At 66.9% G+C, this 26989-nt stretch carries 23 protein-coding genes and 1 pseudogene; 16 read left to right on the top strand and 8 right to left on the bottom strand.

What is annotated here, in order from left to right:
• The first annotated feature begins 16 nt into the window (after positions 1–16).
• The 10 genes from ACZYW1_RS21245 to ACZYW1_RS21200 are packed head-to-tail and all read left to right on the top strand — an operon-like array spanning position 17 to position 9545.
• The gene (locus tag ACZYW1_RS21245) at positions 17–1045 is read left to right on the top strand and encodes an MCE family protein (RefSeq protein WP_463788438.1); all 1029 of its coding nucleotides are present in this window, start codon (positions 17–19) and stop codon (positions 1043–1045) included.
• Positions 1042–2415 carry an MCE family protein gene (locus ACZYW1_RS21240; protein WP_463788437.1) on the top strand — a complete coding sequence of 458 codons (1374 nt, stop codon included), beginning with the start codon at positions 1042–1044 and terminating at the stop codon, positions 2413–2415. Before ACZYW1_RS21245 ends, ACZYW1_RS21240 begins: the two co-directional genes overlap by 4 nt.
• Positions 2415–3809 (top strand): MCE family protein, encoded by a 1395-nt coding sequence (locus tag ACZYW1_RS21235; RefSeq protein WP_463788436.1) that lies wholly within the window; start codon positions 2415–2417, stop codon positions 3807–3809. Before ACZYW1_RS21240 ends, ACZYW1_RS21235 begins: the two co-directional genes overlap by 1 nt.
• Entirely contained in the window at positions 3806–4930 is a 1125-nt protein-coding gene (locus tag ACZYW1_RS21230) for an MCE family protein (protein WP_463788435.1), read from the top strand. Before ACZYW1_RS21235 ends, ACZYW1_RS21230 begins: the two co-directional genes overlap by 4 nt.
• Before the next feature lies 1 nt (position 4931).
• Entirely contained in the window at positions 4932–6440 is a 1509-nt protein-coding gene (locus tag ACZYW1_RS21225; protein ID WP_463788434.1) for an MCE family protein, read from the top strand.
• Positions 6398–7060 (top strand): hypothetical protein, encoded by a 663-nt coding sequence (locus ACZYW1_RS21220; RefSeq protein WP_463788433.1) that lies wholly within the window; start codon positions 6398–6400, stop codon positions 7058–7060. The genes ACZYW1_RS21225 and ACZYW1_RS21220 overlap by 43 nt, the downstream gene beginning before the upstream one ends.
• Positions 7061–7101: 41 nt before the next feature.
• Positions 7102–7740 carry a hypothetical protein gene (locus tag ACZYW1_RS21215; RefSeq protein ID WP_463788432.1) on the top strand — a complete coding sequence of 213 codons (639 nt, stop codon included), beginning with the start codon at positions 7102–7104 and terminating at the stop codon, positions 7738–7740.
• A gap of 22 nt (positions 7741–7762) precedes the next feature.
• Positions 7763–8665 (top strand): alpha/beta hydrolase-fold protein, encoded by a 903-nt coding sequence (locus ACZYW1_RS21210; RefSeq protein WP_463788431.1) that lies wholly within the window; start codon positions 7763–7765, stop codon positions 8663–8665.
• 20 nt (positions 8666–8685) lie between these two features.
• Positions 8686–9198, top strand: coding sequence for a CAP domain-containing protein (locus tag ACZYW1_RS21205; RefSeq protein ID WP_463788430.1), 513 nt, complete (start codon positions 8686–8688; stop codon positions 9196–9198).
• 8 nt (positions 9199–9206) lie between these two features.
• Positions 9207–9545, top strand: a complete 339-nt coding sequence (locus ACZYW1_RS21200) for a DUF732 domain-containing protein (protein ID WP_463788429.1) — start codon at positions 9207–9209, stop codon at positions 9543–9545.
• A 4-nt stretch (positions 9546–9549) separates the two neighbouring features.
• On the opposite strand, the pseudogene ACZYW1_RS21195 reads toward ACZYW1_RS21200, so the two are convergent.
• The 3 genes and pseudogenes from ACZYW1_RS21195 to ACZYW1_RS21185 all read right to left on the bottom strand — a co-directional run.
• A pseudogene (locus tag ACZYW1_RS21195) lies at positions 9550–9684 on the bottom strand (hypothetical protein); the annotation flags it as partial.
• A gap of 81 nt (positions 9685–9765) precedes the next feature.
• Positions 9766–10350: a rhodanese-like domain-containing protein gene (locus tag ACZYW1_RS21190; RefSeq protein WP_463788427.1), complete on the bottom strand. Its 585-nt coding sequence runs from the start codon at positions 10348–10350 to the stop codon at positions 9766–9768.
• Positions 10351–10431: 81 nt separating this feature from the next.
• Positions 10432–12408, bottom strand: coding sequence for an acyl-CoA dehydrogenase family protein (locus ACZYW1_RS21185; RefSeq protein WP_463788426.1), 1977 nt, complete (start codon positions 12406–12408; stop codon positions 10432–10434).
• A 123-nt stretch (positions 12409–12531) separates the two neighbouring features.
• On the opposite strand from ACZYW1_RS21185, the gene ACZYW1_RS21180 reads away from it, so the two are divergent.
• Positions 12532–14034 (top strand): CHAD domain-containing protein, encoded by a 1503-nt coding sequence (locus ACZYW1_RS21180; protein ID WP_463788425.1) that lies wholly within the window; start codon positions 12532–12534, stop codon positions 14032–14034.
• Positions 14031–14777 (top strand): ParA family protein, encoded by a 747-nt coding sequence (locus tag ACZYW1_RS21175; protein WP_463788424.1) that lies wholly within the window; start codon positions 14031–14033, stop codon positions 14775–14777. Before ACZYW1_RS21180 ends, ACZYW1_RS21175 begins: the two co-directional genes overlap by 4 nt.
• Here the strand turns inward: ACZYW1_RS21175 and ACZYW1_RS21170 are convergent.
• The gene (locus tag ACZYW1_RS21170) at positions 14770–17340 is read right to left on the bottom strand and encodes an ATP-binding cassette domain-containing protein (RefSeq protein ID WP_463788423.1); all 2571 of its coding nucleotides are present in this window, start codon (positions 17338–17340) and stop codon (positions 14770–14772) included. The genes ACZYW1_RS21175 and ACZYW1_RS21170 overlap by 8 nt on opposite strands.
• 100 nt (positions 17341–17440) lie before the next feature.
• Positions 17441–17929 carry a MarR family winged helix-turn-helix transcriptional regulator gene (locus tag ACZYW1_RS21165; protein ID WP_463788422.1) on the bottom strand — a complete coding sequence of 163 codons (489 nt, stop codon included), beginning with the start codon at positions 17927–17929 and terminating at the stop codon, positions 17441–17443.
• 126 nt (positions 17930–18055) lie between these two features.
• On the opposite strand from ACZYW1_RS21165, the gene ACZYW1_RS21160 reads away from it, so the two are divergent.
• Together ACZYW1_RS21160 and ACZYW1_RS21155 are read left to right on the top strand one after the other, a co-directional pair.
• Positions 18056–20143, top strand: a complete 2088-nt coding sequence (locus ACZYW1_RS21160; protein WP_463788421.1) for an ATP-binding cassette domain-containing protein — start codon at positions 18056–18058, stop codon at positions 20141–20143.
• A gap of 47 nt (positions 20144–20190) precedes the next feature.
• Positions 20191–20985 (top strand): CbiQ family ECF transporter T component, encoded by a 795-nt coding sequence (locus tag ACZYW1_RS21155; protein WP_463788824.1) that lies wholly within the window; start codon positions 20191–20193, stop codon positions 20983–20985.
• 4 nt (positions 20986–20989) lie between these two features.
• Here ACZYW1_RS21155 and ACZYW1_RS21150 read toward each other — a convergent pair whose 3' ends face one another.
• Genes ACZYW1_RS21150 through ACZYW1_RS21140 form a run of 3 tightly spaced genes read right to left on the bottom strand, consistent with a single transcriptional unit; the run spans position 20990 to position 24013 of the window.
• Positions 20990–22327 carry an ABC transporter substrate-binding protein gene (locus tag ACZYW1_RS21150; protein ID WP_463788420.1) on the bottom strand — a complete coding sequence of 446 codons (1338 nt, stop codon included), beginning with the start codon at positions 22325–22327 and terminating at the stop codon, positions 20990–20992.
• Positions 22324–23148: a carbohydrate ABC transporter permease gene (locus ACZYW1_RS21145; RefSeq protein WP_463788419.1), complete on the bottom strand. Its 825-nt coding sequence runs from the start codon at positions 23146–23148 to the stop codon at positions 22324–22326. The genes ACZYW1_RS21150 and ACZYW1_RS21145 overlap by 4 nt, the downstream gene beginning before the upstream one ends.
• Positions 23135–24013, bottom strand: a complete 879-nt coding sequence (locus ACZYW1_RS21140; RefSeq protein ID WP_463788418.1) for a carbohydrate ABC transporter permease — start codon at positions 24011–24013, stop codon at positions 23135–23137. Before ACZYW1_RS21140 ends, ACZYW1_RS21145 begins: the two co-directional genes overlap by 14 nt.
• A 33-nt stretch (positions 24014–24046) precedes the next feature.
• Here ACZYW1_RS21140 and ACZYW1_RS21135 point away from each other — a divergent pair, with 33 nt between their 5' ends.
• On the top strand, positions 24047–25564 hold the full coding sequence (locus ACZYW1_RS21135; protein WP_463788417.1) for a TldD/PmbA family protein: 1518 nt from the start codon (positions 24047–24049) through the stop codon (positions 25562–25564).
• Complete coding sequence (locus tag ACZYW1_RS21130) at positions 25561–26934, top strand: metallopeptidase TldD-related protein (RefSeq protein WP_463788416.1); 1374 nt, start codon at positions 25561–25563, stop codon at positions 26932–26934. The genes ACZYW1_RS21135 and ACZYW1_RS21130 overlap by 4 nt, the downstream gene beginning before the upstream one ends.
• Positions 26935–26989 lie beyond the last annotated feature (55 nt).

The raw sequence follows: 26989 nt of genomic DNA, 5'->3' as shown, positions 1-26989 counted from the left end.
AAAGTAAGGAGCTGCAATGAGAACCGACGCCGGCGCGATCGCGCGCGTGGTGGCGTTCACCGTTGTCTCGCTTGCCTTCGTCTTCATTCTGGTGACGGTGTTCGGGCAGTTCCGGTTCGACTCCCGCACGTCCTACAGCGCGGTCTTCTCGAACGTCTCCGGGCTGAAGGGCGGCAACTTCGTCCGTATCGCCGGTGTCGAGGTCGGCAAGGTCAGCGACCTCAAGCTGGAGAAGGACGGCACGGTCCACGTCGACTTCGCCATCGACAGGGGATTGCGGCTCACCGAGGGCACCAAAGCGTCGGTGCGTTACGAAAACCTGATCGGCGACCGGTATCTCGCGCTCGAGGACGGGCCCGGCCCGCCTCGGCGACTACCGGAGAAAGCCACGATTCCGTTGGCGCGGACCTCGCCCGCGCTCGACGTCGACGCGCTGATCGGTGGTTTCCGGCCGCTGTTCCGGGCGCTGGACCCCGACCAGGTGAACGCGCTGTCCGGCCAGTTGCTGCGGGTGTTCCAGGGCGAGGGTGCAACCATTTCGTCGGTGCTCGGCGAAACCAGCGCGCTGACAACCACATTGGCCAACCGGGACAAGCTGATCGGTGACGTGATCAGCAACCTGAACGTCGTGCTGCATACGTTCGGCACACGCGACAAGCAGTTCTCGGATGGCCTGGACAAGTTGTCCCAGCTCGTCGGGGCGCTCTCCGAGCGCAAGACCGACATCACCAAGGATGTGGCCTACATCAACGCCGCGACCGGTTCGGTCGCCGATCTGCTGACCCAGGCGCGCCAACCCATCAAAGACACTGTGGTGCAGACGGATCGGGTGTCAGGGCAGATCGAGTCCGACCACAGCTACTTCGACGACCTGGTCCGGACTCTTCCCGAGGTGTACCAGGTGCTGTCCCGGCAGGGTCTCTACGGTGACTACTTCGGCTTCTACATCTGCGACGTGATCATCAAGCTCAACGGCCGCAACGGACAACCCACATTCGTCAAGCTGGTGAGCCAGGTAACCGGGCGGTGCTTACCGAAAAAATGACCTCGATCAAAGAACGCCTCGCAGCCCTCAACGACAAGCGGCGCAACATCAAGCCGCTCGCCGACCGCAACCGGGTCACCGTCGGTCTGGTCGGCATCGGCATCGTCGTCGCCCTGGTCGCCGCCGTCTTCTCCTACGAGAAGATCCCATTCCTCACCGGAAAGTCCGGCTATTCCGCGTATTTCAGTGAAGCCGGCGGTATCAAGCCGGACAGTGACGTGCGGGTGTCGGGAATGTCGGTAGGCCGGGTGTCCAGCGTCAAGCTCGACGGGACCAAGGTGCTGGTCAGTTTCACCGTCGACGACGACGTCGCGCTGGGCAACCGCACCGAAGCCTCGATCAAGACCGAGACCGTGCTGGGCACGAAGATGCTCGAGATCACCCCGCGCGGTGACGGCAAACTCGAGGGCGCCATCCCGGTCGAGCGCACCCGCTCGCCCTATGACCTGCCAGATGCCTTGGGCGACTTGACCAGCACCGTCAGCGCCTTGGACACCGCGAAGCTCTCCTCGGCGCTGACCACGTTGGCCAACACCTTCAAAGACACCCCGCCGGATCTCAAGGCCGCACTGGAGGCCGTGGCGCAGTTCTCCAGCACGCTGGACAACCGTGACGCGAAACTGCGCAGCCTGCTGACCAACGCGAACAAGGTCGTCGGGGTCCTCGGTAAACGCAGCGATCAGATCGCCGGCCTGATCACCAACGCCAATGCGTTGCTGGCCGAGCTGTTGACGCAGCGCAATGCGGTGGACGCGCTGATGACCAATGTCGGGGCCGCGTCGCGAGAGATCTCCGCCGTCATCGGCGACAACCGCACGCAGCTCAAGCCCGCGCTCGACAAGCTCAACAGCGTGCTGGGGATTCTGGACGACCGCAAGAAGGAATTGCAGCGCACCCTGTACCTGATTCCGAAGTACGCGATGTCCTTCGGTGAAGTGCTGGGGTCGGGGCCCTTCTTCAAGGCTTCGCTACCGAACCTGACGCTGGGGCAATTCGCGCAGCCCTTCACCGACGCGGCCTTCTCCGATCTGGGTCTCGATCCCAATGTGCTGCTGCCGTCCCAACTCGTCGATCCGGGCACCGGCCAACCCGGCCTGCCGTTGCTGCCGTTGCCGTACCCGCGCACCGGGCAGGGCGGCGAGCCGCGACGGAATATCCCGGACGCCATCACCGGCAACCCCGGCGATCAACCGTGCAGTGTGCCCGGCAGGCCGGGAGCGCCCGGTTGCTACCCGTACCGGCCGCCGATTCCGGCGCCGCCGCCGGGAGGCCCGCCACCCGGTCCGCCGGCCGATCTGCAGCCGCCGCCCAAGCAGACGCCGGTCTACCAGCCGGCGCCCAATGAAGTGCCGTCGAACGGGGGTCGCTGATGGCCTTCGCGAAAGTCCGTGCACGCCTTGACAAAGGCGCTGCCTGGGTCGAGAACCATCGACGGGTCACCAAGATCGGAACGGGAATCAGCCTGCTGTTGATCCTGGCCGTCGGGATCAGCATGATGGTCACCCCGTGGTGGAAGCAGGTGACCCGCAACACCTACATCGCCTACTTCCCGAACACCAACGGTGTCTACACCGGTGACGAGATCCGCATTCTGGGCGTCGCCGTCGGGACCATCGAGAAGATCGAACCGCAGCCCAACGCGGCGAAGGTGACGTTCACCGTCGAGTCGCAGTACGCGGTGCCGGCCGACGTCAAGGCGGCGATCCTGTCCCCGTCACTGGTCACCTCGCGCGCCATCCAACTCGTCCCGGTCTACTCCGGTGGCCCGAAACTGGCTGACGGTGCGACCATTCCGCAGGAGCGCACCGCGGTCCCCGTCGAATGGGACGACCTGCGTAAGCAGTTGGAGAAGCTGACCGACTCGCTGCAGCCGACGACCGAGGGTGGTACCAGCGCGCTCGGTCAGTTCGTCAACACCTCTGCCGCGAACCTGCGCGGCGAAGGTGACACCGCGCGCGACACCGTCATCAAGCTCTCCCAAGCGGTTTCGGCGCTCGGCGACCACAGCACGGACATCTTCAGCACGCTGCGCAACCTGGAGGTGTTCGTTTCGGCGCTGACGTCGAGCAGTGAGCTGTTGGCATCGTTCAACAAGAACCTGGCCACGATCACCACGGTGATGTCCAACACCCCCAACGAGTGGGGCCAAGCCATCGCCGGACTGGACGCCGCCGTCAACGACCTGCGTCCCTTCGTCGCCGAGAACCGCGAGGCCATCGGCACCACGTTCGACCACCTCAACGAGATCACCACGGCGTTGAACGACAGCCGCCGCGACATCAAGCAGACGCTGCACGTCGCGCCGAACGTGTTCCAGAACTTCCTGAACATCTACCAGCCGGCGCAGAGCGCGGTGACCGGCATTCTGGCGCTGTCGAACTTCGCCGACACCGTCCAATCCATCTGCGGCTCCATCGAATCCGACGGCCGGGTGGGCGCGAAGCAGTCGGCGCGGCTGTGCGAGCAGTACCTCTCGCCGATCATCAAGAACCGCCAGTACAACTTCCTGCCGATCGGCCTCAACCCGTTTGTGGGCGCTGCGGCGCGTCCCAACGAGATCACCTACAGCGAGGACAAGCTCAACCCGCACATCCCGCCGCCGGGAGCGCCGGCCGGACCGGCCCCCGACGCGCCACCGCCGGTGTCGCCGCAAGCGTTGCCGGGCGGCGCGGTGCCACCTCCACCGGTCGCGGTCCGGTCCACCGACCCGCACGCGGGGCTGACGGGGCTCATGGTCCCGGCACCACCTGGAGGTACGCCATGAGGCGCATCGTGATTGCGGCGCTGGCGATCTCGTCGATGCTGGCGCTGTCGGGCTGTGGCGGTTGGCGGGGGCTTAACTCGCTGCCCCTGCCGGGAACCGCGGGTAAGGGCAAAGGCTCGTACACCATTCAGGCTCAGCTGCCGGATGTGGTTGTCATCCAGCCGAACACCCGGGTGCGGGTCGCCGACGTCAACATCGGCAACGTCACCAAGATCGAAGTCCAGGACTGGCACGCGCTGGTGACCATGCGGATCGACGGCAGTGTCCATCTGCCCGAGAACAGCACGGCCAAGGTCGGCCAGACCAGCCTCCTCGGGTCGATGCACATCGAGCTGGCGCCGCCCAGCAACGAGGCGCCGAGGGGTCAGCTGAAGAACGGCTCGGTGATTCCGCTGTCCAAGGCGGCGACCTACCCGACCACCGAGCAGACCCTGGCTTCGGTGGCGATCCTGCTCAACGGGGGCGGGCTCGGTCACATTCAAGAGCTCACAAGGACTTTCGCGACGGCGTTGACCGGTCGGGAGCAGGAGATGCGCAGCCTGCTGACCCAGCTGGACGTTTTCGTCACCGAGACCAAGAAGCAGACCGACGACATCATCACGGCTATCGAGAATGTCAACGAACTGGCCGGTCAAGTGGCGGACAAAGACGCGACGGTCGACAAGGCGCTCACGACGATCCCGCAGGCGCTGGGTGTGCTGTCCGACACCCGGAAGCTGTTGGTGGACGCCATCGACAGGGTCGGCCAATTCAGCGCCGTAGCCGCCTCCACGATCCAACAGTCGAAGAAATCGCTCGTCGACAACTTCCGCAATCTGGCACCCGCCCTGCGTGAACTGGCCAACGCCGGGCCCGCGCTCACCCGGGGACTGGACTTCCTGTCCACCCTGCCGTGGGTGAAAAGCACTGTGCCGAACTGGTTCAGGGGTGACTTCGCCAACATCTCGCTGGTCGTCGACCTGACGTTGAGCCGCCTGGACAGCGGCTTCTTCACGGGGTCACGGTGGGAGGGAAACCTCACCGAACTCGAGATGCAGTGGGGGCGAACCATCGGCCAGATGCCGAGCCCGTATACGGCGGTCAATCCGTTGATCGCGCCGTATCACTGGGGAGGCTACTGAGATGGCGAGTTCGAGCAAGCTGCGGCTGTCTCGCGGGGTGTGGACCCAGCTGGCGATCTTGGCGTCGGTGACGGTTCTGTCGATCGGCGTGATGGCCTTCGGCTTCATCAAAGTGCCTGCGCTGCTTGGGGTCGGCCGGTACACGGTGAAGGTGGACCTGCCCGCATCGGGCGGTTTGTACCCGACATCGGTGGTGAACTACCGCGGCAGCGAGATCGGGATAGTCAAGTCGGTCGACGTCACCCAGACCGGGGTCCAGGCCGTTCTCTCGCTGAAGTCCGACATCGCGATTCCCCGTGACCTGACCGCCGCGGTGCACAGCCGCTCGGCGGTCGGGGAGCAGTTCCTGGAGCTGACCCCGCAGTCCGGGACAGTGCAGGACACCGGCCCGAAACTGCGCGACGGCGACGTGATCGCGGTGGGCAGAACACAGGTTCCGGTCGACATCGGCAAGCTGCTGGACATCACCAATAAGGCGCTCGTCGCGATCCCGCAGGACAACTTGCACACCGTCGTCGAAGAAGCGTCCAAAGCGGTCGCGGGTCTCGGGCCGGAATTGTCCCGTCTCATCGACGGCGGCACCACCTTGGCGATCGACGCCGGCAAGACCACCGACTCGTTCTCCCGCCTGATCGACGAGTTCCCGCCGGTAGCCAGTTCGCAAGTGCGAACCTCGGATTCGATCGCGACGTGGGCGCGGCGAGTGAATGCCATCACCAGTCAGGTGAAGGAACAGGACAGCAGGCTCGCGGACTTGCTCAACACCGCCGGACCGGCACTCGACGAGGGCACCGCGCTATTCGACCGGCTGGCACCGACGTTGCCGGTGCTGTTGTCGAATCTGGTCAGTCTGGGCACCATCACGGTGAACTACCGCAACGACCTCGAACAGCTGTTGGTGATGTTCCCGCAGGGGACAGCGGTGATGTCGTCGATCATCGTGCCGGACCGGGTCGCGAAAATGGACTACAAGGGCATCTATCTCGACTTCAACCTGAATCTCAACTCGCCGCCACCGTGCAACGCCGGTTTCTTGCCGGTGCAACAGCAGCGCATCCCGGTCCGCGAGGACTATCCCGACCGCACCAACGGCGAGTTGTACTGCCGCATCCCGCAGAACTCCGACATGAACGTCCGCGGCGTTCGCAACGTGCCGTGCGAGACGAAGCCCGGCAAGCGCGCACCCACGGTCGAGATGTGCGAGAGCGACGAGCAGTACGTCCCGCTGAACGACGGCTTGTTCTGGAAGGGCGATCCGAACGCGACGTTGAGCGGCCAGGGTGTGCCGCAGTACCCGAAGGGCGGGGCGCCATATTCGCCGGGCGAGCACTGGCACCCGCCCGTTGACCCAGCGGCGCCGAAACCGGTGATCGCGATTCCCTACGATCCCCTGACCGGGAATTACGTCGGGCCGGACGGTCGTCACTTCAGCGATTCCGACTTGGCCGCCGGAATGAAAGGCAAGACATGGCAAAGCATGATGGTGCCGCCGAAGAAACCGAATCCGTAACCGACGTCGAGGTCGATGCCGAGGCCACCGCCGAAGAGCCGGACGCCGAGGACGCGGCAGCCGCCGAGGACGTCAAGGGCTCCGAACTCGACGAGGATGTCGAGGCGAAGCCGAAAAGGTCGATCCGTCAGGCGCTTTCGGGCACCCGCGGTCTGATAGCGGTGAGTCTGGCCGCGGTTGTCACGCTGGGCGGGCTGGCCGGCTGGTTGGGATACCGGTACTACGGCGACCAGCAGACCCAGGAGCGACGCGCTCTGTTCGTGCAGGTCGCACGGCAGACCGCGATCAACCTCACCACGATCGACCACGCGGAGGTCGACGCCGACATCAAGCGCGTGCTGGATTCGGTGACCGGCGCGTTCCATGAGGAGTACCAGAACCGGTCCAAGCCGTTCATCGAAGTCGTGAAGAAGGTCCAGTCGAAAACCGAGGGCAGTATCGCCGAGGCGGGGATAGTGTCCGCTACAGCCGACCAGGCTCAGGTGTTGGTGGCGGTGGCGGTGAAGACGTCGATGGCCGGAGCGCCGCCGGACCAGGAACCTCGTCGGTGGCGGATGCGGTTGACGGTCGACAGGACCGGGGATAGTGCCAAGGTGTCGAAAGTCGAGTTCGTGCCGTGAGCGGCCGAACCGCTGTGACGGCACGGGAGGAGGAGTCCGCGATGTCTGACGCCGTGGATCCATCCGGTGACGACCCGTCGGTGGAAGAGCGCGACGACAAGGCTGACGCCGTCGAGGACGGCGCCGAGGCGGACTCGGCCGACGGTGACGACGCAGCCGAGGACGTCGAGGAGAAGGAATCCGCGCCGCGGAACCGCGAGTTCTCCTGGAGTCGTCTGTTGACGGTGCTGCTTCCCGCGTTGGCGGTGCTGATCGGAGCGGGCGCCGGTTACCTGACGTGGCTTGATCATGCTGCCCGCGAATCACGCTTGGCGGTGGAGCAATCGGTGCAGGCCGCGTCGGAAAGTACGATCGCGATCCTGTCGTACAAGCCGGAGACGGTGGACCAGGAATTGAAGGCCGCGTCCGACCGGCTCGCGGAACCGTTCCGGCAGCAGTACACCCAGCTGGTCTCCGATGTCGTGGCGCCGGGAGCCAAGCAGCAGCACATCACGGCGGTGGCCACGGTGCCCACCGCGGCGTCGGTGTCGGCGACCGGAAAGCACGCTGTGGTACTGGTTTTCGTCGATCAGACCACCACGATTGGCAACGATGCGCCGACGCAGAGTACGTCGAGCGTTCGCGTCACGCTGGACAAAGTCCATGGCCGCTGGCTGATTTCACAGTTCGACCCGGTGTGACCGAGGGACAGGTGAGGCGAAGATGACACGTTTGGCAAGGACGCTCCGGCGGCTGTCGGTGGTCACGCTGGTTGTCGGATGGTGTGCGGCGACGGTGGTTTCGGGGTCGACCTGTGTGACGAGAGCGGCCGGCTTCGAGACCCTGCGGGTGCCGTCGGCGTCGATGGGCCGCGATATCCCGGTGCAGTTCCTGGCCGGGGGACCGCACGCGGCATATCTGCTCGACGGGTTCAACGCCGGTCCGGACGTGAGCAACTGGGCGACCGCGGGCAACGGATTCAACACGCTTGCCGGTAAAGGCATTTCGGTGGTCGCGCCGGCCGGTGGGGCGTACAGCATGTACACCAACTGGGAGCAGGACGGCAGCAAGCAGTGGGAGACGTTCCTGTCCACCGAGCTGCCGGACTGGCTGGCCGCCAACAAGGGTCTGGCGCCCGGTGGGCACGGCGTTGTCGGTGTCTCGCAAGGCGGGTACGCGGCCGCGGCGCTGGCCACCTTCCACCCCGACCGGTTCCGTTATGCCGGATCGCTGTCGGGATATCTTGCCCCCGAACGGACCGCGGTGGACGGGGCGATCAGGAATTGCCTTCTGCAAGGCGGCGCCGACAGCGGTGCCATGTGGGGCGCGCCCCAGCTGGGTCGCTGGAAGTGGCATTCGCCGAATCAGAACGTTCAGCAGTTGGTGGACAACAACACTCGGCTGTGGGTCTACAGCCCCGGCAGCGGCGCCCCGACCGACCAGGGTGCGATGGCCGGCAACGCCGACATCGCCCAGGGCACCAACGCAACGTTCTACTCGCATTTCCGGGACGTCGGCGGCACCAACGCGCACTTCGATCTGGGTCGTGGTGGCGGCAATGACTGGCCGACCTGGAGCCGGCAACTGAGCGCCATGTCCGGTGATCTCGCGGCGAACATTCGCTAACACCTGAGAAATGAGATGCCATGACTGACAAGCGCATTCGTGAACTCGCACGGGTCATCTCGATACCGTTGGCGCTCGGGCTCGTCGCTCCGGCCGCCGTTGCGTCGGGCGCTCCCGGAGTGCCCGGTAACAACGACCGGCTCAACAACGGCATCGTGACCAACGTCGACACGATCAAGTTCCAGCACGGCTGCACCACCAAACTGAAGAAGAATCCGCAGCTGGAGGCCGCCGCGCAGCGCCACACCGTCGACGTGCTCAACAATCGAGGTCTCGATGCCGACGTCGGATCCGACGGGTCGTCGGTGGCCGACCGGGCCCGGGACGCGGGCTACCACGGCCGGGTGGCCGAAACGGTGGCGATCAACAATTCGCTGGCGATCAACGACCTCGACGTGATCGGGAACTGGTACTACCGGCCCGATTACATGGCGATCATGTCGAATTGCGCCAACACCCAGATCGGGGTGTGGTCGGAGAACAGCTTCGACCGCAGCGTGCTGGTCGCCGTCTACGGGCAGCCTGACCAATGAGGCGCGCGATGCTGCTGGCCTGCTTGGTCGTCGCTGCCGGTGCGTTGCCGGCACCACCCGCGCACGCCGTTCCAGCGCCTGACATCGAGTTCATCTACGACACGACGGTCCGCAAGCAGTACAACTTCGCCAACACCACCGAGGCGATCGCCTATGCCCACGGAATCTGCGACAAGATCACCGGCGGGGCCGGCTACGGCCAGATCATCGGCGACGTGAAACGCGATGTGCTGCCCAACGACGAATACTCGGCCAATTACCTGATCTCGAACGCGGTGAACATCTACTGCCCCGCGCAGGTATGGCAGTTACGCAACACGGCGGGCGGTTACGTCCCGCCGCCGTAGCGAATCAGTTGCCGGTGCTGGCGTTGCCCAGATCGGGACCGTACGACGGCGGCGGGTAGTTGCCCCGCAGCAGCCACGCGAACGATGCAATGCCGTATTCGAGCTCGTCGCTGGCGTCGTAGTCCGGGTTCGGATTCATGTTCTCGAGCCTATCGCGCTGGGGCGCCGAATGTCGTTCGACGCCGGTTACCTGGAGGTCTGGTCAAAATTTGCGGTGATTTTATCGATTGCCGTCGGGACCGGACGCGAGCTGTGACAGAACCGTCTCGGTGTCCGTCGACGCGCCACGGTTGTACGGCAACTTCGACAGCGCGGTTCCCATCGCGCAGGTGTTGGAGACGGCGGCATACGTCAGGCCGCCACCGATCCCCGCGGCCAGCCACTTGAGCCGGGGAATCGCGATGCTGCCCAGCACCGAGGACAGCACGATGGATCCGGCAACCAAGCGGACCTGGCGCTCCAGATCCCACCGCTGAACGCCGCGGTTGACCTCATACCCTTGGCCTTCCCAGTCGCTGATCCCGTTTTCCAGGACGCTGCCGCCGTCGATGCCCGCGCGCTGCAGAAGCTGCTGCGCCTGGGTCGCACGCTGGCCGGAGCGGCACACCAGCACGATGTCGTCGCTTTGGTCGAGCCGTTCGGCGACCTTGGGGCCGTGTTCGTTCAGCACATCCAGCGGCACGTTGAGGGAGCCGTCGATGTGAGAGGTCTCGAACTCCGCAGGTGTCCGCACGTCGAGGATCCGTGGCGGTGCGTCCGAGGCGATCCGTTCACGCAGTTCATTCGAGGTGATGGCAGTGGTCATGCGCGAACGCATACCCCGCGGGCCGGCTGGAAAGAAGGTTTCGCTCGCGGTGAGTTTTGTCTCGGACCCCCCGCGCGCGGCTCAGGCCTGGAGCAGGGCCGAATCCGAGGCGCCGGTCTCGTCCGACTCAGCCGCGGTCGGCTGCTCCGGGTGCAGCATGTCCGCGTAGCGCAGCGACTCGGGGATGCCGAACCCGTCGACGAGAAGTTCCGCGTGCGGGCGCAGCAGTCGGCACCGGTCGTTGATGCCGCGGGTGACCGCTTTGGCGCGCTCGGTCGACAGGAACCGGTGCTCGACGTACCAGGCCTTGTCATCCTCGATCACCGTCAGCGCGTAGAGGTCGCAGACCAGCTCGAGAACCTCACGCGCCTCGTCGTTCTCGCAGGCGTCGATCCCGGCGACGAAAGCCTCCAGCACCACGCGGTCGATGTGCGCCCGCGCGGCGTGCAGCACGTGATCCTGCACCGAGTTGAACGCGTCGAACGCCGACATCTCCTTCGACTTGGCCTGCAGCCGGCGCGCCACCGAGGCGATGATGTACTCCTCGCGGTCCTCGAACATCTTGACCTGGGTGCCCCGGTTGAACAGGCTGCCCTCTTCCTCGTTGTCCTGCCGGGAGTCGATGACGGTCTGGATGATCGTCTCGGCCGCAGTGCGCTTCAACACCCGCTCGCCGGCGAAGTTGGCGGCGAACCGCACCCACTCCACCGGGCTCATGCCCTTGATGTCGTCGGCGTAGGCGGTGAGCAACTCCTTGGCGACCAACTGGGTCAGCACGTGGTTGTCACCTTCGAAGGTGGTGAACACGTCGGTGTCCGCGCGCAGGGCGATCAACCGGTTGTCGGCCATGTACCCGGCGCCGCCGCACGCCTCGCGGGACTCCTGGATGGCGGTGGACGCATGCCAGGTGTTGGCCGCCTTCAGGCCCGCGGCCCGCGACTCGAGTTCCCGTTGCTCCTCGGCGTCGGGGGAGTCGGCGGTTTGCAGATCGTGGCATTTGGAGACCAGTTCGTTCTGCGCGAATTGCAGGGCGTAGGACTTGGCGATCAGCGGGAACAGCCGGCGCTGATGCACCAGGTAGTCCATGATCAGCACCTCGCCGTCGTCGTCGGGTGCGCTGAACTGCTTGCGCTGCAAGGCATATCGCGTCGCGATGTCCAGCGCTACCCGGGCCGCGGCGCCGGCGCTACCCCCGACGGTGACCCGTCCGCGGATCAGGGTCCCGATCATGGTGAAGAACCGCCGGTTGGGGTTCTCGATCGGGGAGGTGTACGTACCGTCGGGTTCGACGTCGCCGTATTTGTTGAGCAGGTTCACCCTCGGCACCCGGACGTGGTCGAACACGATCCGACCGTTGTCGACGCCGGGGAGGCCGCCCTTGTACTGACAGTCCGACGTCGTCACGCCCGGCAGGTCGTTGCCCTCGGCGTCGCGGATCGGCACCAGCACGCAGTGCACGCCGTGGTTGACCTGCTCACCGTTCTCGGTGGTGATGAGTTGCGCGAAAACCGCGGCGATAACGGCGGTTTGGGCTGCGCCGCCGATGTAGTCCTTGCGCGCGCTCGGGGTTTCGGAGTGGATGACGAACTCTTCGGTCTCGGCGTCGTAGGTCGCCGTCGTCTCCAGTGCCTGGACGTCGCTGCCGTGGCCGGTCTCGGTCATCGCGAAACAGCCGGGCAGCTCGAGGCTGATGATTTTCTTCACGTACGCCTCGTGGTGGCGTTCGGTGCCCAGGTTCTCCACGGCCCCGCCGAACAGGCCCCACTGCACACCCGCCTTGACCATCAGCGACAGATCCGACATCGCCAGCATCTCGATCATCGTCACCGCGGCGCCGACGTTGCCGTTGCCACCGTGTTCTTTGCGGAAGCCGTCGTCGGCCTCACCCGAGGCGGCCATGATGCTCATCTGCTCGGCCACCTTGGTGCGGGCGATCACCGTGTTCGGTGTGTAGTGCGGACGGAAGAGGTCTTCGGAGAGCCGCTCACGCATCTGGTTCTTCACGTCACGAAAGCGTCCGTCGAGAGAGTTGCGCAAATGTTCCGCAATGGTGGTCATACCCGACGGTAACCGATGAGAATCGAGACGCCGGGATCTGCACCGAACTGGCCGCTCCGTTAACCATCGGTGTTTATAGTTCGTCGCGCAGTCGCGGTCGCGCGTTCCCCAGAGAGGTGAGCCATGAGCGGGAAACCCCGCGCATTCAGCAAGGAGGGCGCCGTCGACGTCGACACCGTTGCCGCTGCCTTGCATCCGAGGTTCACCGTGGCTGCCGGCGCGCACACGACGGTGTCACGCACCTGGCTGGACACGTTCGACTGGCGGCTGCACTCGGCCGGGATCTCGCTGCACTACGCCGACGACGGTCCGCTGGTACTGCACCTTCCCGACGGTGTCCGGCTGCAGGCACCGCGGGCCGCCAAGTGGCCGGCGCAGGCGCACGAGCTGCCGGCCGGGCCGGTCCGTGACGCCCTGGCACCCCTGATCTCCCCGCGGGCGTTGGTGCCCGTCGTCACGGTGCGCGCGGCGTCCCAGGAAAGTCGGGTGCTCGACGCCGACCAGAAAACGGTGGCGCGGTTGCTCACCGAAAGCGTCCACGACGGCACCAGCCAGCTGCGCATCCAGCCGCTGCGTGGCTACGACGCCGACGGTGATCGCATCGCGCGGCTGCTGGCGAAGATCGACGGATTCAGTGCCGTCTCGACCACGCCATATGACCTCGCGCTGACCGACGCGGCCCGCGGGCCCACCAACGGGTCCGGCCCGGTAACGCCGCTGCGGCCGAAAACCTCTGCAGCCGTGGCTATCACGGGGATCCTGGACGGGTTCGCGGCGGTGATCGAGGAGAACGTGCCGGGAACCATCGCCTCGATCGACATCGAATTCCTGCACGACCTGCGAGTCGCGATCCGTCGCACCCGGTCGATTCTCAAGCTGGTCGGCGACGTGCTGCCCGATCAGCTGGCCGAGCGTTACACGCCTGATTTCAAGTGGCTCGGCGATCTGACCACCCCGGTCCGCGACCTGGACGTCTACCTGTTCGAGCTCGATTCGATGACGGCCCGGCTCACCTCCGCCGACCCCGGCGATCTCGAACCGTTCCGGTCTTTTCTGGTCTCGCATCGCGCTGCGGAACGGCGTCGTCTGGTGCGCGGCCTGCGCTCCAAACGTTTTCACAACCTGCTCGGCGACTGGCGCGCCGAGCTGGCGGAGACGAGCGCCGACGCCGAGGCCGGCCCGACGGTAGCGGCGCTGGCACATCAGCGACTCACCCGGGCCTACCGCAACGCCGCACGGCGCGGGATGCGAATCACCGAGGACTCGCCCAGCGACGACGTCCACGCGCTGCGCAAGCGGTGCAAGGAGTTGCGTTACCTGCTGGAGGTATTCAAGCCGGTGTGCGAGAGCGCACCCCACCGGGCTCTGCTCAAGGAGCTCAAGTCGCTGCAGGACACCCTCGGTGACTTCCAGGACGGCGAGGTGCAGCGCGAAGCCGTGCACGAGTTCGCCGCCGCGATGATGGAACAGGGCGCCGCGCCACCCAAGACGCTGTTGGCGATGGGGGAGATGGCCGCGCAGCTCGACGCGCATCAGCTCGGTGCGCGGGCCGCATTGGCCGGGCGGCTGCAACCCTTCCTGTCCGACGAGAATCGGGCCCGCGTCAAGGCGTTGGTGCGCCGATGAAGGTCTATGCCACCTACAACATCAAGGGCGGCGTCGGCAAGACGTCGGCCGCGGTGAACCTGGCGCATCTGGCGGCGCTGGACGGACTCAACGTGCTGCTGTGGGATCTCGACCCGCAGGGCGCGGCGACGTACATGTTCCGGGTGCGGCCCAAGGTCAAAGGCGGTGGCCGGGCGCTGGTCGAGGGGTCGCGGTCGCTGGACGACGCGATCAAGGCCACCGATTTCGACGGACTGGATCTGGTGCCCGCAGACTTCCGTTACCGGAATCTGGACGTGCAGCTCGACGACATGAAGCGGCCGACGCGCCGGATTCGAGAACTGTTGCAGCCGTTGGAAAGTCAGTACGACGCCGTCTTCCTGGACTGCCCGCCGAGCATCTCGTTGCTCTCGGAGAACGTGCTACACGCGGTCGACACTCTGTTGGTCCCGATGATCCCGGCCACGTTGTCGGTTCGCACATTCGATCAATTGACGGATTTCGTCGGTGATTTCGAAGGACGGCGGCCGCGGGTGCGCGCCTTCTTCTCGATGGTGGACAAGCGCAAGCGCCTGCACTGCGAGCTGGTGCAGCGCTTGTCGACCGAGCGAGCCGGGATCTTGACCACGACCATCCCGGCACTGTCGATCATCGAGCAGATGGCCGAGCATCGTGCACCGGTGACCGCGTCCGCGCCGCACAGCGCGGCGTCGCACTGCTACCGCGCCCTGTGGACGGAGATCGGGCGCGACGAACTCAGGTGATCGGCTCCTGGTGATGCCGGCGCGACGGCCGTCGTAGCCGCCAGCGCAGCGCAGCGGTGGCGATGACACCGAATCCGATCAACAGGCCCATGTCCAGAAGCCATTGTCCGGACGAGTGTTTCCACGAGTCGTCGGCCTCGGCAAGGGGATTGACCGCGTGCACGTCGACGGTGGACGCGGCGGCGGCGAAACCCCACCGGGACGGCACCAGGGCGGCGATCTGCTCCAACGGGAATCGTCCGGAGATCGGGAACAACGCCCCGGCGAACACCAACGAGGCCAAGACGATCAGCACGGCGGTCAACAGAATCTGCTCGAAGTGCCGTGCCAGAGAGGACGACGCGAGCGCGACCATCGCCGACACGATGGCGGTGGCGGCCAGCGCGAGGAACAGTTCGGTGCTGGCCGCGAGGGTGTTGTGGCCGAGCAGGACCCCGCCTCGGGCGGGTGGCTTGTGGCCGACGGTGGCGACGGCGGTGATCGTCGCGGTCTGAACGACGGCGACGGCGCTGAAGACGATCAGCTTGGCGGTCAGAAAGGCAGATGCGGAGAGGCCGTGTGCCTGTTCGCGGCGGAAGATGCGCTGCTCGCCGAACAGGTCGCGGATGCCCAGGGCCGTGCCCATGACCACGGCTCCGAGGGTGAGCACGGTCAGAATGGCGACGGCCTGGTCGGGATTGTTGCCGTAGCGACTTGCCGGGCCCAGGCCGGCGCTGCCGGGGATCAACAACGAGATCGCCCCGAACACCATCGGGAGGATGGCGAGAAACACCAAGTACCGCTGATCGGCGACCATCAGCCAGGCTTGGCGGCGGGTGGAAACCGCGATCTGCTGCAACAGATTTCGCTGCAACGCGGGAGCGGTCGGGCTCTCCGACGGTGGCGGTGGCTCCGGCGGCGGCGGCACCTGCTGGCGGGCGAGGTATTCGTCGTGGGCGCCGTAGGGGTCCGTTCGGGCCCGCGTCACGATGGCGTCCCAGTCGGTGGTGCCCAGCTGTGGCCCGATCTCCGCAGGTGCACCGGCGAACACCGGGATGCCGGTCGGGGTCAGCACCACCACCTGATCGCATACGTCGAGTCCGGTCGGCGCCGTCGTCGCCACGAGGATGACACGTCCCTCGTCGGCGAGACGCCGCAGCGATGTGGTGATCTGCTGTGCCGCTTCGGGTTCGAGTCCGGCGGTCGGCTCATCCAAAACGACCAGTGACGGGTCGGTCAGCAACTCCATCGCCAGCGACGCGCGCTTGCGCTGCACAGCGGTCAGGGTGCCCGCCCGTGCGGTGCGCAGCGGGCCGAGTTCCAGCTTCTCCAGCACCGTATGAACGGCCTGTCGGCGCTGGTCTTTGGAAGTGCCTGGTGCCAGCCGCAATTCGACGGCAAAGTTCAGCGCCTGCTCGACGGTCAACTGCGGCCGGAGCAGATCATGGCGCGGCACCACGCCCACATGCGGCCGCACGTCGTCGGCCGCCACGTCGTGGCCGTCGAAATCGACTTCTCCCGCGCTGGGCTGCACCGTGCCGGCCAGCACATCGACCAGAGCGGACGTGCTGGCTTCGGAGAGGCCGATGACCGACGTGATCGTGCCCGGGGACGCGGTGAAGGACAGGTCGGCCAGTGCCTGCTCGCCGTCGACGCTCAGCCGCACCCGGCGGGCCTCCAGCGGACCGGTGATGGTCGTCGGTGCCGGAGAGTCGGGTTGGACGTCGACCGGCGGCGTTGCGTCTGACCGGGCTTCGGTCGGCACCGCCGCTTCGGTCCGGGTTTGGCTGGGCTGGTTTACCTCAGCGGTCGGGACGGCCTCGTGCGGCCCGGCTTCGGTGCGGCGTGGCTTGAGCTTGTGAATCGCACTCGTGAGCCGGGCACTGACCGTCTGCTTGGGTGCCGGTGGCGGAAATTGCGCCGCAGCGGTCGGGGGACTCTGCTGCGGCACCGCCGGTGGCGGCACTGGAAACGGCGGCAGCGACTGCGGCGGAGGTGACGGCACTCGCGGCTGCGGTGGCGGCGGAGGCGGCTGCAACCGGGGCGGCGGCGACGGGGGTGGTGGCGCGACCCATTGGCGCGGGGGTGGCGGTGGTGGTGGCGGCGGTGCGACGCGCGGCGGCGGCGGAACGGGCGCGGGCGGCGGAACCGGCGGCTGGAATCGCGCAACAGGCCGCGGCGGCGGTGGGGGTGCGGGCGGCCGGCGCACCGGAGGCGGCGGGACCCGCGGCGGTGGCGGCGGTGCGGGCGGGGCGCTGAGTTCGAAGACCAACCGTGGGCCGTGCTGCGGGTCGCCGAGCGTGATGGCCCGACCGTGATGGATGAAGACCGTCGACATCCGGACCCCGTCGACGTACATCCCGGCTTCGCTGCGGTCGACGGCGATCCACTGTCCGCCGTTGAAGTGCAGCACCACCCGCGGCGCCGCGGCGGATTCGCGCAGCCCTTCCAGACGGACGTCCGCCCCGGTGTCGACACCGACGGTGATGTCGCGGACAGGTGGGAAGACGTATCTGTGCGGGCCGAGCCAGACGATCAGCGGCGGGCCGAACGTCGCCGTCGACACATCCGCCCCCTTGGTCACCCGAAATAGTTGAATCCAGGGTCCATTATCCAGTCATTGCTGTGCGGCGGGAATCGGCCGTAGGCCGTCCGCGCTGGACAGACTCGGCGCAAGGGGATGACTAGCGGGATGCGCCGGGCCGCGGAACGGTTGCCGACTCGTCGAGAAGGCGTCGCAGCACGGTCACCGCTTCCTCGAGGATCTGCCGGTCGGCGGTGTTGAGCCCGGCGAGTTGAGGCTCGATCGCGCTGGCGCGATCGGCCCGGACCCGGTTGAGGGTCTGCATACCCGCCGCCGTGATCTTGATCCGGACGGCCCGGGCGTCACCGGGGTCGACGGCTCGGGTCACCAGACCGGCGTCTTCGAGCCGTCGGACCTGGGTCGTCATCGTCGGCTGCGAGCAGTGGTCGACTGCGGCCAGGTCGCAGATGCGCGCTTCGCCGTGGGCGTCGATCGTCGACAGCAGGCGCGCCTGGGCGGCCGGCAACTGCATCTGGATCCGCTGGGTGGCATAGCGGTTGAGCCGCGCGACGACGGCGAGCAGATCCGCGCCCAGGCCGGCGACAGCCTCCTTGGCGGCGTCGCGCTCGGTGGTAGCGGATGGAGTCATGCGTCTATAGTTGCATAGCTAGGCTATCTAGGGCGCGAACCGTGCAATTTCAGTCGTGTTAACTCGAATCGAATCCCCTTGGTTTGCCTACGGGTACACCCCGTGGGTGCTGGCAGAATTGGTGAAATGAACGCGACCCGCCGTGCGGCCGGGACTTCGCCACGTTCGCTGCGTCCCGGCGAGCTCGCGCAGTCCGCGGTGATGGCCGCGCTGTGTGCGGCCACCGCGATCATTTCGATCGTCGTCCCCTTCGCCGGGGCGCTGTCATTGCTCGGCACTGTTCCGATGGGGCTGCTGGCCTATCGGTACCGATTCCGGGTGTTGGTCGCGGCCACGGTCGCCGCCGGGGTGATCGCCTTCCTGATCGCCGGTCTCGGTGGACTCCTGACGGTCGGCAACAGCGCCTACGTCGGCGGGCTGACCGGTGTCATCAAACGCCGGGGGCGTGGCACCGGGACGGTGCTCGTCGTCTCGCTCATCGCCGGTGCGGTGTTCAACGTGTTCGCGGTCGGCGCGCTGATGCTGCTCAGCCGACTACGAACCCTGATCTTCGACACTGTCACCGCCAACATCGACGGGATCGCGGCCGTTCTGACCGCCATCGGCCATTTCGCCGTCGAGCACCCGTTTCCGCTGAGCACCCCGATCGGGAATGGATTCCAGGCCGGCGCTCACGGCCTCCAGTGGTTCATCGCCCACGCGCTGCGCTACTGGCAGCTGCTGATCTTCGCCAACGGTGTCGTCTCGCTGATGGTGGTGTCGCTGATCGGGTGGTGGGCGTTGTCGCGGGTGCTGGACCGGATGCGCGGCATTCCCGACGTGCACAAGCTGGACGCCTCACTCGAGACTGCACCCGTGGGCCCAGTCCCGGTGCGGCTGAACCAGGTTCGTTTCCGCTATCCCAACACCTCCCATGACGCGCTGCGGCCGGTCGACCTGCAGGTCGACGCCGGCGAACATCTGGCCATCACCGGCGCCAACGGCTCCGGCAAAACCACGCTGATGCTGGTGTTGGCCGGCCGCGAACCGACCTCGGGCACCATCGAACGTCCCGGGTCGGTCGGGTTGGGCCGGATGGGCGGCACCGCGGTGGTCATGCAGCACCCGGAAAGTCAGGTGCTGGGCACCCGGGTCGCCGACGACGTGGTGTGGGGCCTGCCGCCGGGCACCAAGACCGATGTGGCCCGGCTGCTCAGCGAAGTCGGCCTGGAACAGCACGCTGAACGCGACACCGGCAGTCTGTCCGGCGGTGAGCTGCAGCGGCTGGCGGTCGCGGCCGCGCTGGCACGCGAGCCGGCGTTGCTCATCGCCGACGAGGTAACCAGCATGGTCGACCAGGAGGGCCGCGACAGCCTGCTGGGCGTGCTGTCCGGCCTGAAAGGGCAGCACAGCACGGCGCTGGTGCACATCACCCACTACAGCACCGAGGCTGAAATCGCCGACAGTACAATCAATCTCAGCGAGTCCGGGGACAACACCAGCATGGTCGAGTCGATCGCCGCGCCGGTGACGACGACGCCGCCGATGGGGCACGAGTCCGGTCCGGCGATCCTCGAAGTCTCCGGCGTCAGCCACGAATACAACAGCGGCACACCGTGGGCCAAGACTGCCCTGCGCGACGTCAGCTTCACCGTCCACCACGGCGACGGGTTGCTGATCCACGGCGGCAATGGATCGGGAAAGTCGACGCTGGCCTGGATTCTGGCTGGGCTGACGGTGCCGACCATCGGCGACTGCCTGCTCGACGGCCGGCCGACCCACGAGCAGGTCGGCGCGGTGGCGCTGTCCTTCCAGGCGGCCAGATTGCAGCTGATGCGCAGCCGGGTCGATCGGGAAGTGGCTTCGGCGGCCGGGTTTTCGCCGAAGGACCGGGACCGCATCGACAATGCGCTGGCCGTGGTGGGCCTGGACAGCGAGCTGAGCACACGGCGCATCGACCAACTCAGCGGCGGTCAGATGCGCCGGGTGGTGTTGGCCGGTCTGCTGGCCCGTTCGCCGCGCGCGCTCATTCTCGACGAGCCGTTAGCCGGCTTGGATGCCGAAACGCAAAGCGGCTTGGTGCGATTGATCGAAGATCTGCGCCGCGAGCAGGGCTTGACCGTGGTGGTCATCTCGCACGACTTCGTCGGCCTGGAGGATCTGTGCCCCCGCACCGTGGACCTTCGCGACGGCGTGCTGCACGCGGTCTCGACCACCGCGGGGGGACTCTCGTGACCACCCCGACATCGAAGGAACCAGCCGAACGCCGGCCGTCGCGTTCGATGGTTCTGCTGCGTCCAGTGCCCGGCACCTCCGCGGTGCACGACCTGTGGGCCGGCACCAAACTACTTGCCGTGGCTGCCATCTCGGTACTGCTGACGTTCTTCCCGGGATGGATCGCGATCGGACTGGTCGCGGCGCTGGTACTGACCGCCGCCAAGCTCGCGCACATTCCGCGCGGCGCTCTGCCCACCATTCCGCGCTGGCTGTGGATCCTGCTGGCACTGGGCGGTATATCGGCCGCGTTCGCCGGCGGCGCTCCGGTGGTCGAGTTGGCCGGAACACCGATCGGGCTCGGCGGGTTGTTGAACTTCCTGCGGATCACGGCGTTGTCGATCGTCCTGCTGGGGCTCGGTGCGATGGTGTCGTGGACCACCAATGTCGCCGAAATAGCCCCTGCGGTGGCCTCGTTGTGCCGACCGCTGCGGTGGGTGCGGATCCCGGTCGACGAGTGGGCGGTCACCATCGCGCTGGCGTTGCGGGCATTCCCGATGCTCATCGATGAGTTCCGGGTGCTCTATGCCGCACGCAGTCTGCGGCCCAAGCGGGTCGCGACCAGTCGCCGTGGGCGCCGCCGACGGCTGGCGGCGGAACTCGTCGACCTGCTCACCGCGGCGCTGACGGTGACATTGCGGCGGGCCGACGAGATGGGTGACGCGATTACCGCCCGGGGTGGCATCGGCATGATCTCGGCGATGCCGGCCCGGCCGAAATCGGCCGACTGGATCGCGATGTCGTTGACGGTCGTGGTGTGTGCCGCGGCGATCTGGTTCGACGTCCCGCCCGGGCCGCGCTGATCTGCTAGCGGGTCGCCGCCGCGTTGGCGGCGTCCTGAGCACGGTGCAGGGTTGCCGCGATATCGCCGCGGCCCAGGAACATCTCGTCGAAATAGGGTTTGATCACCTGATTTCCGGCGGCGAACCCGGCGCCGCCGGGCGCGGCGATGCGTGGACCGTCGAGGACGGTGAAGAACGGCCGGACGTCGATGCCTTTGCTGAGCCAGTAGTCGAAATACCCGCGCTGCGCGGCGGTGACCGCGGGAATCGCGCTGCCCTGGCGACCGATGTAGGCGTTGCCCTCGGCGCTGCCCAGCCAGCTCAGTACCTGGCGCACCGCGTCCGGGTGAGCCGATGCGGAATTGCCCGCCGCAGCAATGCCATTGGTGACGCTGACCCGACCTTGCGGGCCGGCGGGCAGCAGCGCCACGCCCCAGTGGAAGTTGGCCTGGGCGGCGATCGGGGCCAGGTTGTAGGTGCCGGACTGGAAAAGCGCCATCGTGCCGGCCAGGAACTGGTTGCGGGAGAAGTCCCCGTTGTCGTTGGTCTCCGAGGCAGGCGGTGCGACGTGGTCGCCGTTGATCAAGTCGACGAGATAGCCGAATGCCTGCACCGCGGCGGGATTGTCGAAGGCGAAGCGGTCGCCGGACTGGTAGACACCGCCCGCCGAGCCGATGTAGTTCAGGTAGATCCCCTGCGCGTCGTTCGCTGCGTTGTAGGCCCACTGCCGCACCCGCCCGGGTTCGAAACCCGGTGTGGCCGCGGTGTGCCCGTCCGCGTCGACGGTGAGCCGTCTCAGCAGTGGTCGCAACGTGTCGTCGCCCGACGGGCTCCAGTGCAGCGTCGCCAGGTCGGCGACGTCGACCCCCGCGGCGGCCAGCAGGTCCGCGTTGTAGTACACGGCGATACCCGCATCGGTGAGTTGCGGCACCGCCCAGAGCTTTTCACCACGGGTGAACTGTTGTACGACCGATGGCTCCCACGCGGTAGCGGCCTGCGGGCCGAGTGTCTCGCCGATGTCGAGGAGTCGACCGCTGTCGGCGTAGCCGGCGAGGTAGGCGTTGGAGACCCAGAAGATGTCGTCGGCGCTTCCCCCGGCGACGTCGGTGCGCAGCGTGGTGAAGTACGTCGAGTAGGAGACGACGTTGGTCCTCACCTCGATATCAGGATGCGTTCGACTGAACGCCGCGAACGACTTTCGATACGCCGCGGCGACCTGATCGTCCCAGAGTCGGACAGTGACCACCGTCCTGCCACCGACCGGCCGCGCCGAGACGTCCAGGACCACCGCGGCAACGGCCAACAGCGCCGCCAGCGTGACGAAGCCCAGCGCGAACAGCGTGGAGAAGCGAGGCCGCCTCACTTCAGCCCCGTTACGACGATCGAGCGGACGATGTGCCGCTGGAAGATCACGAACAGCACCAGCAGTGGCACGATCGCCACCGCGGTCGCGGCCATCACCAGGGTCCACTGCGAGTTGTAGCGCGACTGCAACGCCGACGTGGCCACCGTCAGCACCTGCCACTTGGTGCCGCTGGTGATCACCAGTGGCCACATGAAGTGGTGCCACTGCGACACCACGGTGATCAACATCAGCGTCACCAGCACCGGCCGGCTCGATGGGATCACCACGTGCACGATCACGTCGAGGGTGTTGGCGCCGTCGAGGTACGCGGCGTTGACCAGGTCGTCGGGTATCGCGCGGAAGTACTGGCGCAGCAGGAAAATCGCGTACGGCGAACCGAAGACGAACGGTAGTACCAACGCCCAGAACGTATTCCGCATGCCGAGTTGCGCCATCATCAGATACAGCGGCACCACGGTCACACTGCCCGGCACCATCAACGTCGCCAAATAGACCCAGAACAGCGCGTCGCGGCCCGGGAAGCGCAGCCGCGCGAAGGCGTAGGCGGCCAGCACCGACGAGCTGACCTGGCCGAGCAGGATCACCGCGGTCATCAAGGTTGTCACCGCGAGCGCCCGGCCGAAACCGGCGCCGCCGAGGTCGGCGTAATTCGACAGCGTGGGTGGCCGCGGCAGCGACAGCGGCGTGCCCGTCGCGAATTGGTGGGCCGAGGTGAACGAGGTCAGCAGGCCCAACGCGAATGGCGCCACCGTGATCACCGCGCCGGTCAGCAGGCCGGCGTAAACCAGAACAGCCGCAGGCCTTCTAGGTGAGGTCATAGTTGACCCGCCGACCGAGGTAGAGGTGCTGGAACACGGTGATGCCGACCAGGATGACGAACAACACCACCGCCATCACCGAAGCCCGGCCGATGGAGGCCGCTCCGAACGCCTCGGCGTAGATACGATGTGCGACCAGATCGGTGCGGTCCTGCGGTCCACCCCCGGTCAACGCGTAGACGGTGTCGAAAACCTGTGCCGCACTGATGACTCCGGTGACCAGGACGAAAAACGTCGTCGGCCGCAGCATCGGCAGCGTGATGCGCCTGAACCGCTGCCACGACGTCGCGCCGTCGGTGCGCGCCGCGGAGTGGATCTCCTCGGGGATGGCCAGGATGCCGGCCAGAAAGAACAGCGCGACATAGCCGACATTGCTCCACACCACGACCGCCGACACCACCGGTAGCGCCAGCCCTGGGTCGGTGAGCCATTCGATGCGATGCCCCAGCACTGTGCTGACCGCGCCGTTGGTCGGTGCCAGAATCCAGCGCCACAACACCGCGATCGCCAGCGGGACGCAGATCCACGGCAGCACGAACAGCGTCCGGAACACCCCACTGCCCGGCAGGTCACGGGCCAGCAGCGCGCCGACGGCCAGCCCGAGCACGGTCTGGATCGGCACCACGATCGCCACGAAGGCGCATGTCACGAGCAGCGAGTTGCCGAACGTTCGGTCGGTGAGCACCGAACGCCAATTCTGGCCTCCGACATACTCGATCGGCCCGAGCAGATCCCACCGGTGCAGGCTCAGCCAGATCACCACCAGGATCGGCAGCAGCAGGAACACGACGACCCCGAACAGGCTGGGCGCGAGCAGGGCGTAGCCGAGTGCGGTCGATCGACGCGCCGCCACACCGGTGTCCATAGGGGTATTAAAGCGTCTCGATACGGTGGAGTCGTGACACCGAACCGGGTGATCGATGCCGACTTCCTCAGCCTGCCGCGCCACGAACTGGCCGACGCGGCGCTGTCCGCCGCCACCGCAGCCGGCGCCGGCCACGCCGACCTGCGAATTCACCGGCTGGTCAACGAGGTCGTCCAACTGCGCGATGGCGAACTGGAGACCGCGGTGCTCCACCGCGACATCGGCTTGGCCGTGCGCGTGGTGGTCGACGGCACCTGGGGTTTCGCCTCGCACGCCGAGCTGTCGCCCGAGGTCGCCGCGGCGACGGCGCGACGGGCGGTGCAGGTGGCCCGGACCTTGGCCGCGCTGAACACCGACCGGGTCGAATTGGCGTCTGAGCCGGTGTACGCCGATGCGACCTGGGTGTCGAGCTATCGGATCGATCCGTTCACCGTGCCGCTCGCCGACAAGATCGGTGTGCTGGACGAATACTCGGGCCGGCTGCTGTCGGCCGACGGGGTCGACCACGTCTCGGCCAGCCTGATGTCGGTGAAGGAGCAGACCTTCTACGCCGATACCGCCGGCTCGTCGATCACCCAGCAGCGGGTGCGGGTGCAACCCCGGTTCGAGGCGGTCACCGTCGACGCGGGCGGCGGTGGCTTCGAATCGATGCGCACCTTGGCGCCCCCGATGGGCCGCGGCTGGGAGTTCCTCGCCGGCAACGACGTGTGGAACTGGGCCGAGGAGCTCGCACAGCTGCCGACGCAGCTGGCCGAGAAGGTCAAGGCGCCCAGCGTCACCCCCGGGCCGACTGATCTGGTGATCGACCCGACCAACCTGTGGCTGACGATTCACGAATCCATCGGTCACGCCACCGAATACGACCGCGCCATCGGCTACGAGGCCGCCTACGCCGGCACGTCGTTCGCCACCCCGGACAAGCTCGGGACGCTGCGCTACGGTTCGCCGATCATGAACGTGACCGCCGATCGCACCGTCGAATTCGGTTTGGCCAGCATCGGTTACGACGACGAGGGGGTGGCGGCGCAGAGTTGGGATCTGGTGCGCGACGGGATTTTCGTCGGCTACCAACTCGACCGGGTCTTCGCGCCGCGGCTGGGTCAGGGCCGGTCCAACGGCTGCTCGTACGCCGATTCCCCGCATCACGTACCGATCCAGCGGATGGCCAACGTGTCGCTGCAACCCGGGGAGCGGGACCTCAGCACCGACGACCTGATCGCGCGGGTGGACGACGGCATCTACGTCGTCGGCGACCGATCATGGTCAATCGATATGCAGCGCTACAACTTTCAGTTCACCGGCCAGCGGTTCTACCGGATCCGGGACGGCCGCCTCGATGGTCAGTTGCGTGACGTCGCCTATCAGGCCACCACGACCGACTTCTGGAACTCGATGGAAGCCGTCGGCGGCCCGTCGACATGGCGGCTCGGGGGAGCGTTCAACTGCGGCAAGGCTCAGCCCGGTCAGGTGGCGGCGGTCAGTCATGGCTGTCCGTCGGCGGTGTTCCGCGGGGTCAACGTGCTCAACACGCGGACGGAGGGCGGCCTGTGATCAACCCGCAGCAGGTGATCGACATCGCCCTCCAGACGGCGTCTCGGTTGGGCGGCGCCGCCGACACCATCGTGCTGGTCAACGAGCGCTCCGCAGCCTCGCTGCGCTGGGCCAACAACTCGATGACCACCAACGGGGCCTCGACGGCGCGGCAGACGACGGTCATTTCGATTGCGCGCTCAGGTGATACGGCCCGGGTGGGCTCGGTGACCACAGCCGAGGTCGAGGTGTCGGCGATCGAGGAGTTGGTGGCCGAGTCGCAGGCGGTCGCCGCCGCCGCGCCCGAGGCCCGGGACGCCGCGCCGCTGCTGAGTGGCAACACCGCGCCGGAGGACTGGGATGCTGCGATCGCGTCGACGGGTCCTGAGGTGTTCGCCGGCATCGCAGACCCGTTGGCGCGCGCGTTCCGCGGGGCCGACCAGCTCTACGGGTTCGCGCAGCATTCTGTCGAGACGACGTTTCTCGCGACGTCGACCGGTCTGCGGCGGCGTTACACCCAGCCGGCGGGGTCGGTCGAGATCAACGCCAAGCGCGACGGTGCGAGCGCGTGGGCGGGCGTCGGGAGTCCGGATTTTGTTGGGGTGTCCACAGATTCGCTGCTCGAGGAGCTGTCATTGCGGCTGGGGTGGGCCGCGCGGCGCGTCGAGTTGCCGGCCGGTCGTTACGAGACCATCCTGCCGCCGTCGGCGGTCGCGGACATGATGGTCTACCTCGGCTGGTCGATGACCGGCCGCGGTGCGCAGGAAGGCCGTAATGCGCTGGCCGCCAACGACGGTGGGACGCGGGTGGGGGAGAAGCTGACCGACCTGCCGCTGACGTTGTATTCGGATCCGGCGGCGCCCGGTTTGAGCTGCGCCCCATTTGTGACGGCGACGAGTTCGTCGGAGACGTTGTCGGTCTTCGACAACGGGCTGAACATCGGCCGGGTCGACTGGATCCGGGACGGGGTGATCAACGCGCTGGCTTACTCGCGGGCCGCGGCTGACGAGTTCGGCGCCCCGGTCGCCGTCGCCGCGGAGAACATCCTGATGACCGGCGACGGCACCGAGCTCGCCGACATGATCGCCCAGACCGAGCGCGGGCTGCTGCTGAGCACACTGTGGTACATGCGCGAGGTCGACCCCACCACGATGCTGCTCACCGGACTCACCCGCGACGGCGTCTACCTGATCGAAGACGGCGAGGTGACCGGCGCGGTCAACAACTTCCGGTTCAACGAGAGTCCGCTGGATCTGCTCCGGCGGGCCACCCAGGCCGGCGTGAGTGAGCAGACGCTGCCGCGTGAATGGGGCGACTGGGTCACCCGCGCGGCGATGCCCGCACTGCGGATCCCCGACTTCCACATGTCGTCGGTGAGCCAGGCGACATAGCTTAACTTTTTGTGCCTAATTTGCATTTGTTCGACGCGAAACCTGGGTAGGTTAC

The sequence above is a fragment of the Mycobacterium sp. IDUB_36 genome (assembly GCF_055419225.1).
This window is presented reverse-complemented; position numbering and strand designations above follow the sequence as displayed.

Bases quoted from the DNA above. Each gene is read 5' to 3' on its own strand.
- ACZYW1_RS21245 (WP_463788438.1), top strand. From the start codon at position 17: ATGAGAACCGACGCCGGCGCGATCGCGCGCGTGGTGGCGTTCACCGTT.
- ACZYW1_RS21240 (WP_463788437.1), top strand. From the start codon at position 1,042: ATGACCTCGATCAAAGAACGCCTCGCAGCCCTCAACGACAAGCGGCGC.
- ACZYW1_RS21235 (WP_463788436.1), top strand. From the start codon at position 2,415: ATGGCCTTCGCGAAAGTCCGTGCACGCCTTGACAAAGGCGCTGCCTGG.
- ACZYW1_RS21230 (WP_463788435.1), top strand. From the start codon at position 3,806: ATGAGGCGCATCGTGATTGCGGCGCTGGCGATCTCGTCGATGCTGGCG.
- ACZYW1_RS21225 (WP_463788434.1), top strand. From the start codon at position 4,932: ATGGCGAGTTCGAGCAAGCTGCGGCTGTCTCGCGGGGTGTGGACCCAG.
- ACZYW1_RS21220 (WP_463788433.1), top strand. From the start codon at position 6,398: ATGGCAAAGCATGATGGTGCCGCCGAAGAAACCGAATCCGTAACCGAC.
- ACZYW1_RS21215 (WP_463788432.1), top strand. From the start codon at position 7,102: ATGTCTGACGCCGTGGATCCATCCGGTGACGACCCGTCGGTGGAAGAG.
- ACZYW1_RS21210 (WP_463788431.1), top strand. From the start codon at position 7,763: ATGACACGTTTGGCAAGGACGCTCCGGCGGCTGTCGGTGGTCACGCTG.
- ACZYW1_RS21205 (WP_463788430.1), top strand. From the start codon at position 8,686: ATGACTGACAAGCGCATTCGTGAACTCGCACGGGTCATCTCGATACCG.
- ACZYW1_RS21200 (WP_463788429.1), top strand. From the start codon at position 9,207: ATGCTGCTGGCCTGCTTGGTCGTCGCTGCCGGTGCGTTGCCGGCACCA.
- ACZYW1_RS21190 (WP_463788427.1), bottom strand. From the start codon at position 10,350: ATGACCACTGCCATCACCTCGAATGAACTGCGTGAACGGATCGCCTCG.
- ACZYW1_RS21185 (WP_463788426.1), bottom strand. From the start codon at position 12,408: ATGACCACCATTGCGGAACATTTGCGCAACTCTCTCGACGGACGCTTT.
- ACZYW1_RS21180 (WP_463788425.1), top strand. From the start codon at position 12,532: ATGAGCGGGAAACCCCGCGCATTCAGCAAGGAGGGCGCCGTCGACGTC.
- ACZYW1_RS21175 (WP_463788424.1), top strand. From the start codon at position 14,031: ATGAAGGTCTATGCCACCTACAACATCAAGGGCGGCGTCGGCAAGACG.
- ACZYW1_RS21165 (WP_463788422.1), bottom strand. From the start codon at position 17,929: ATGACTCCATCCGCTACCACCGAGCGCGACGCCGCCAAGGAGGCTGTC.
- ACZYW1_RS21160 (WP_463788421.1), top strand. From the start codon at position 18,056: ATGAACGCGACCCGCCGTGCGGCCGGGACTTCGCCACGTTCGCTGCGT.
- ACZYW1_RS21155 (WP_463788824.1), top strand. From the start codon at position 20,191: ATGGTTCTGCTGCGTCCAGTGCCCGGCACCTCCGCGGTGCACGACCTG.
- ACZYW1_RS21145 (WP_463788419.1), bottom strand. From the start codon at position 23,148: ATGACCTCACCTAGAAGGCCTGCGGCTGTTCTGGTTTACGCCGGCCTG.
- ACZYW1_RS21140 (WP_463788418.1), bottom strand. From the start codon at position 24,013: ATGGACACCGGTGTGGCGGCGCGTCGATCGACCGCACTCGGCTACGCC.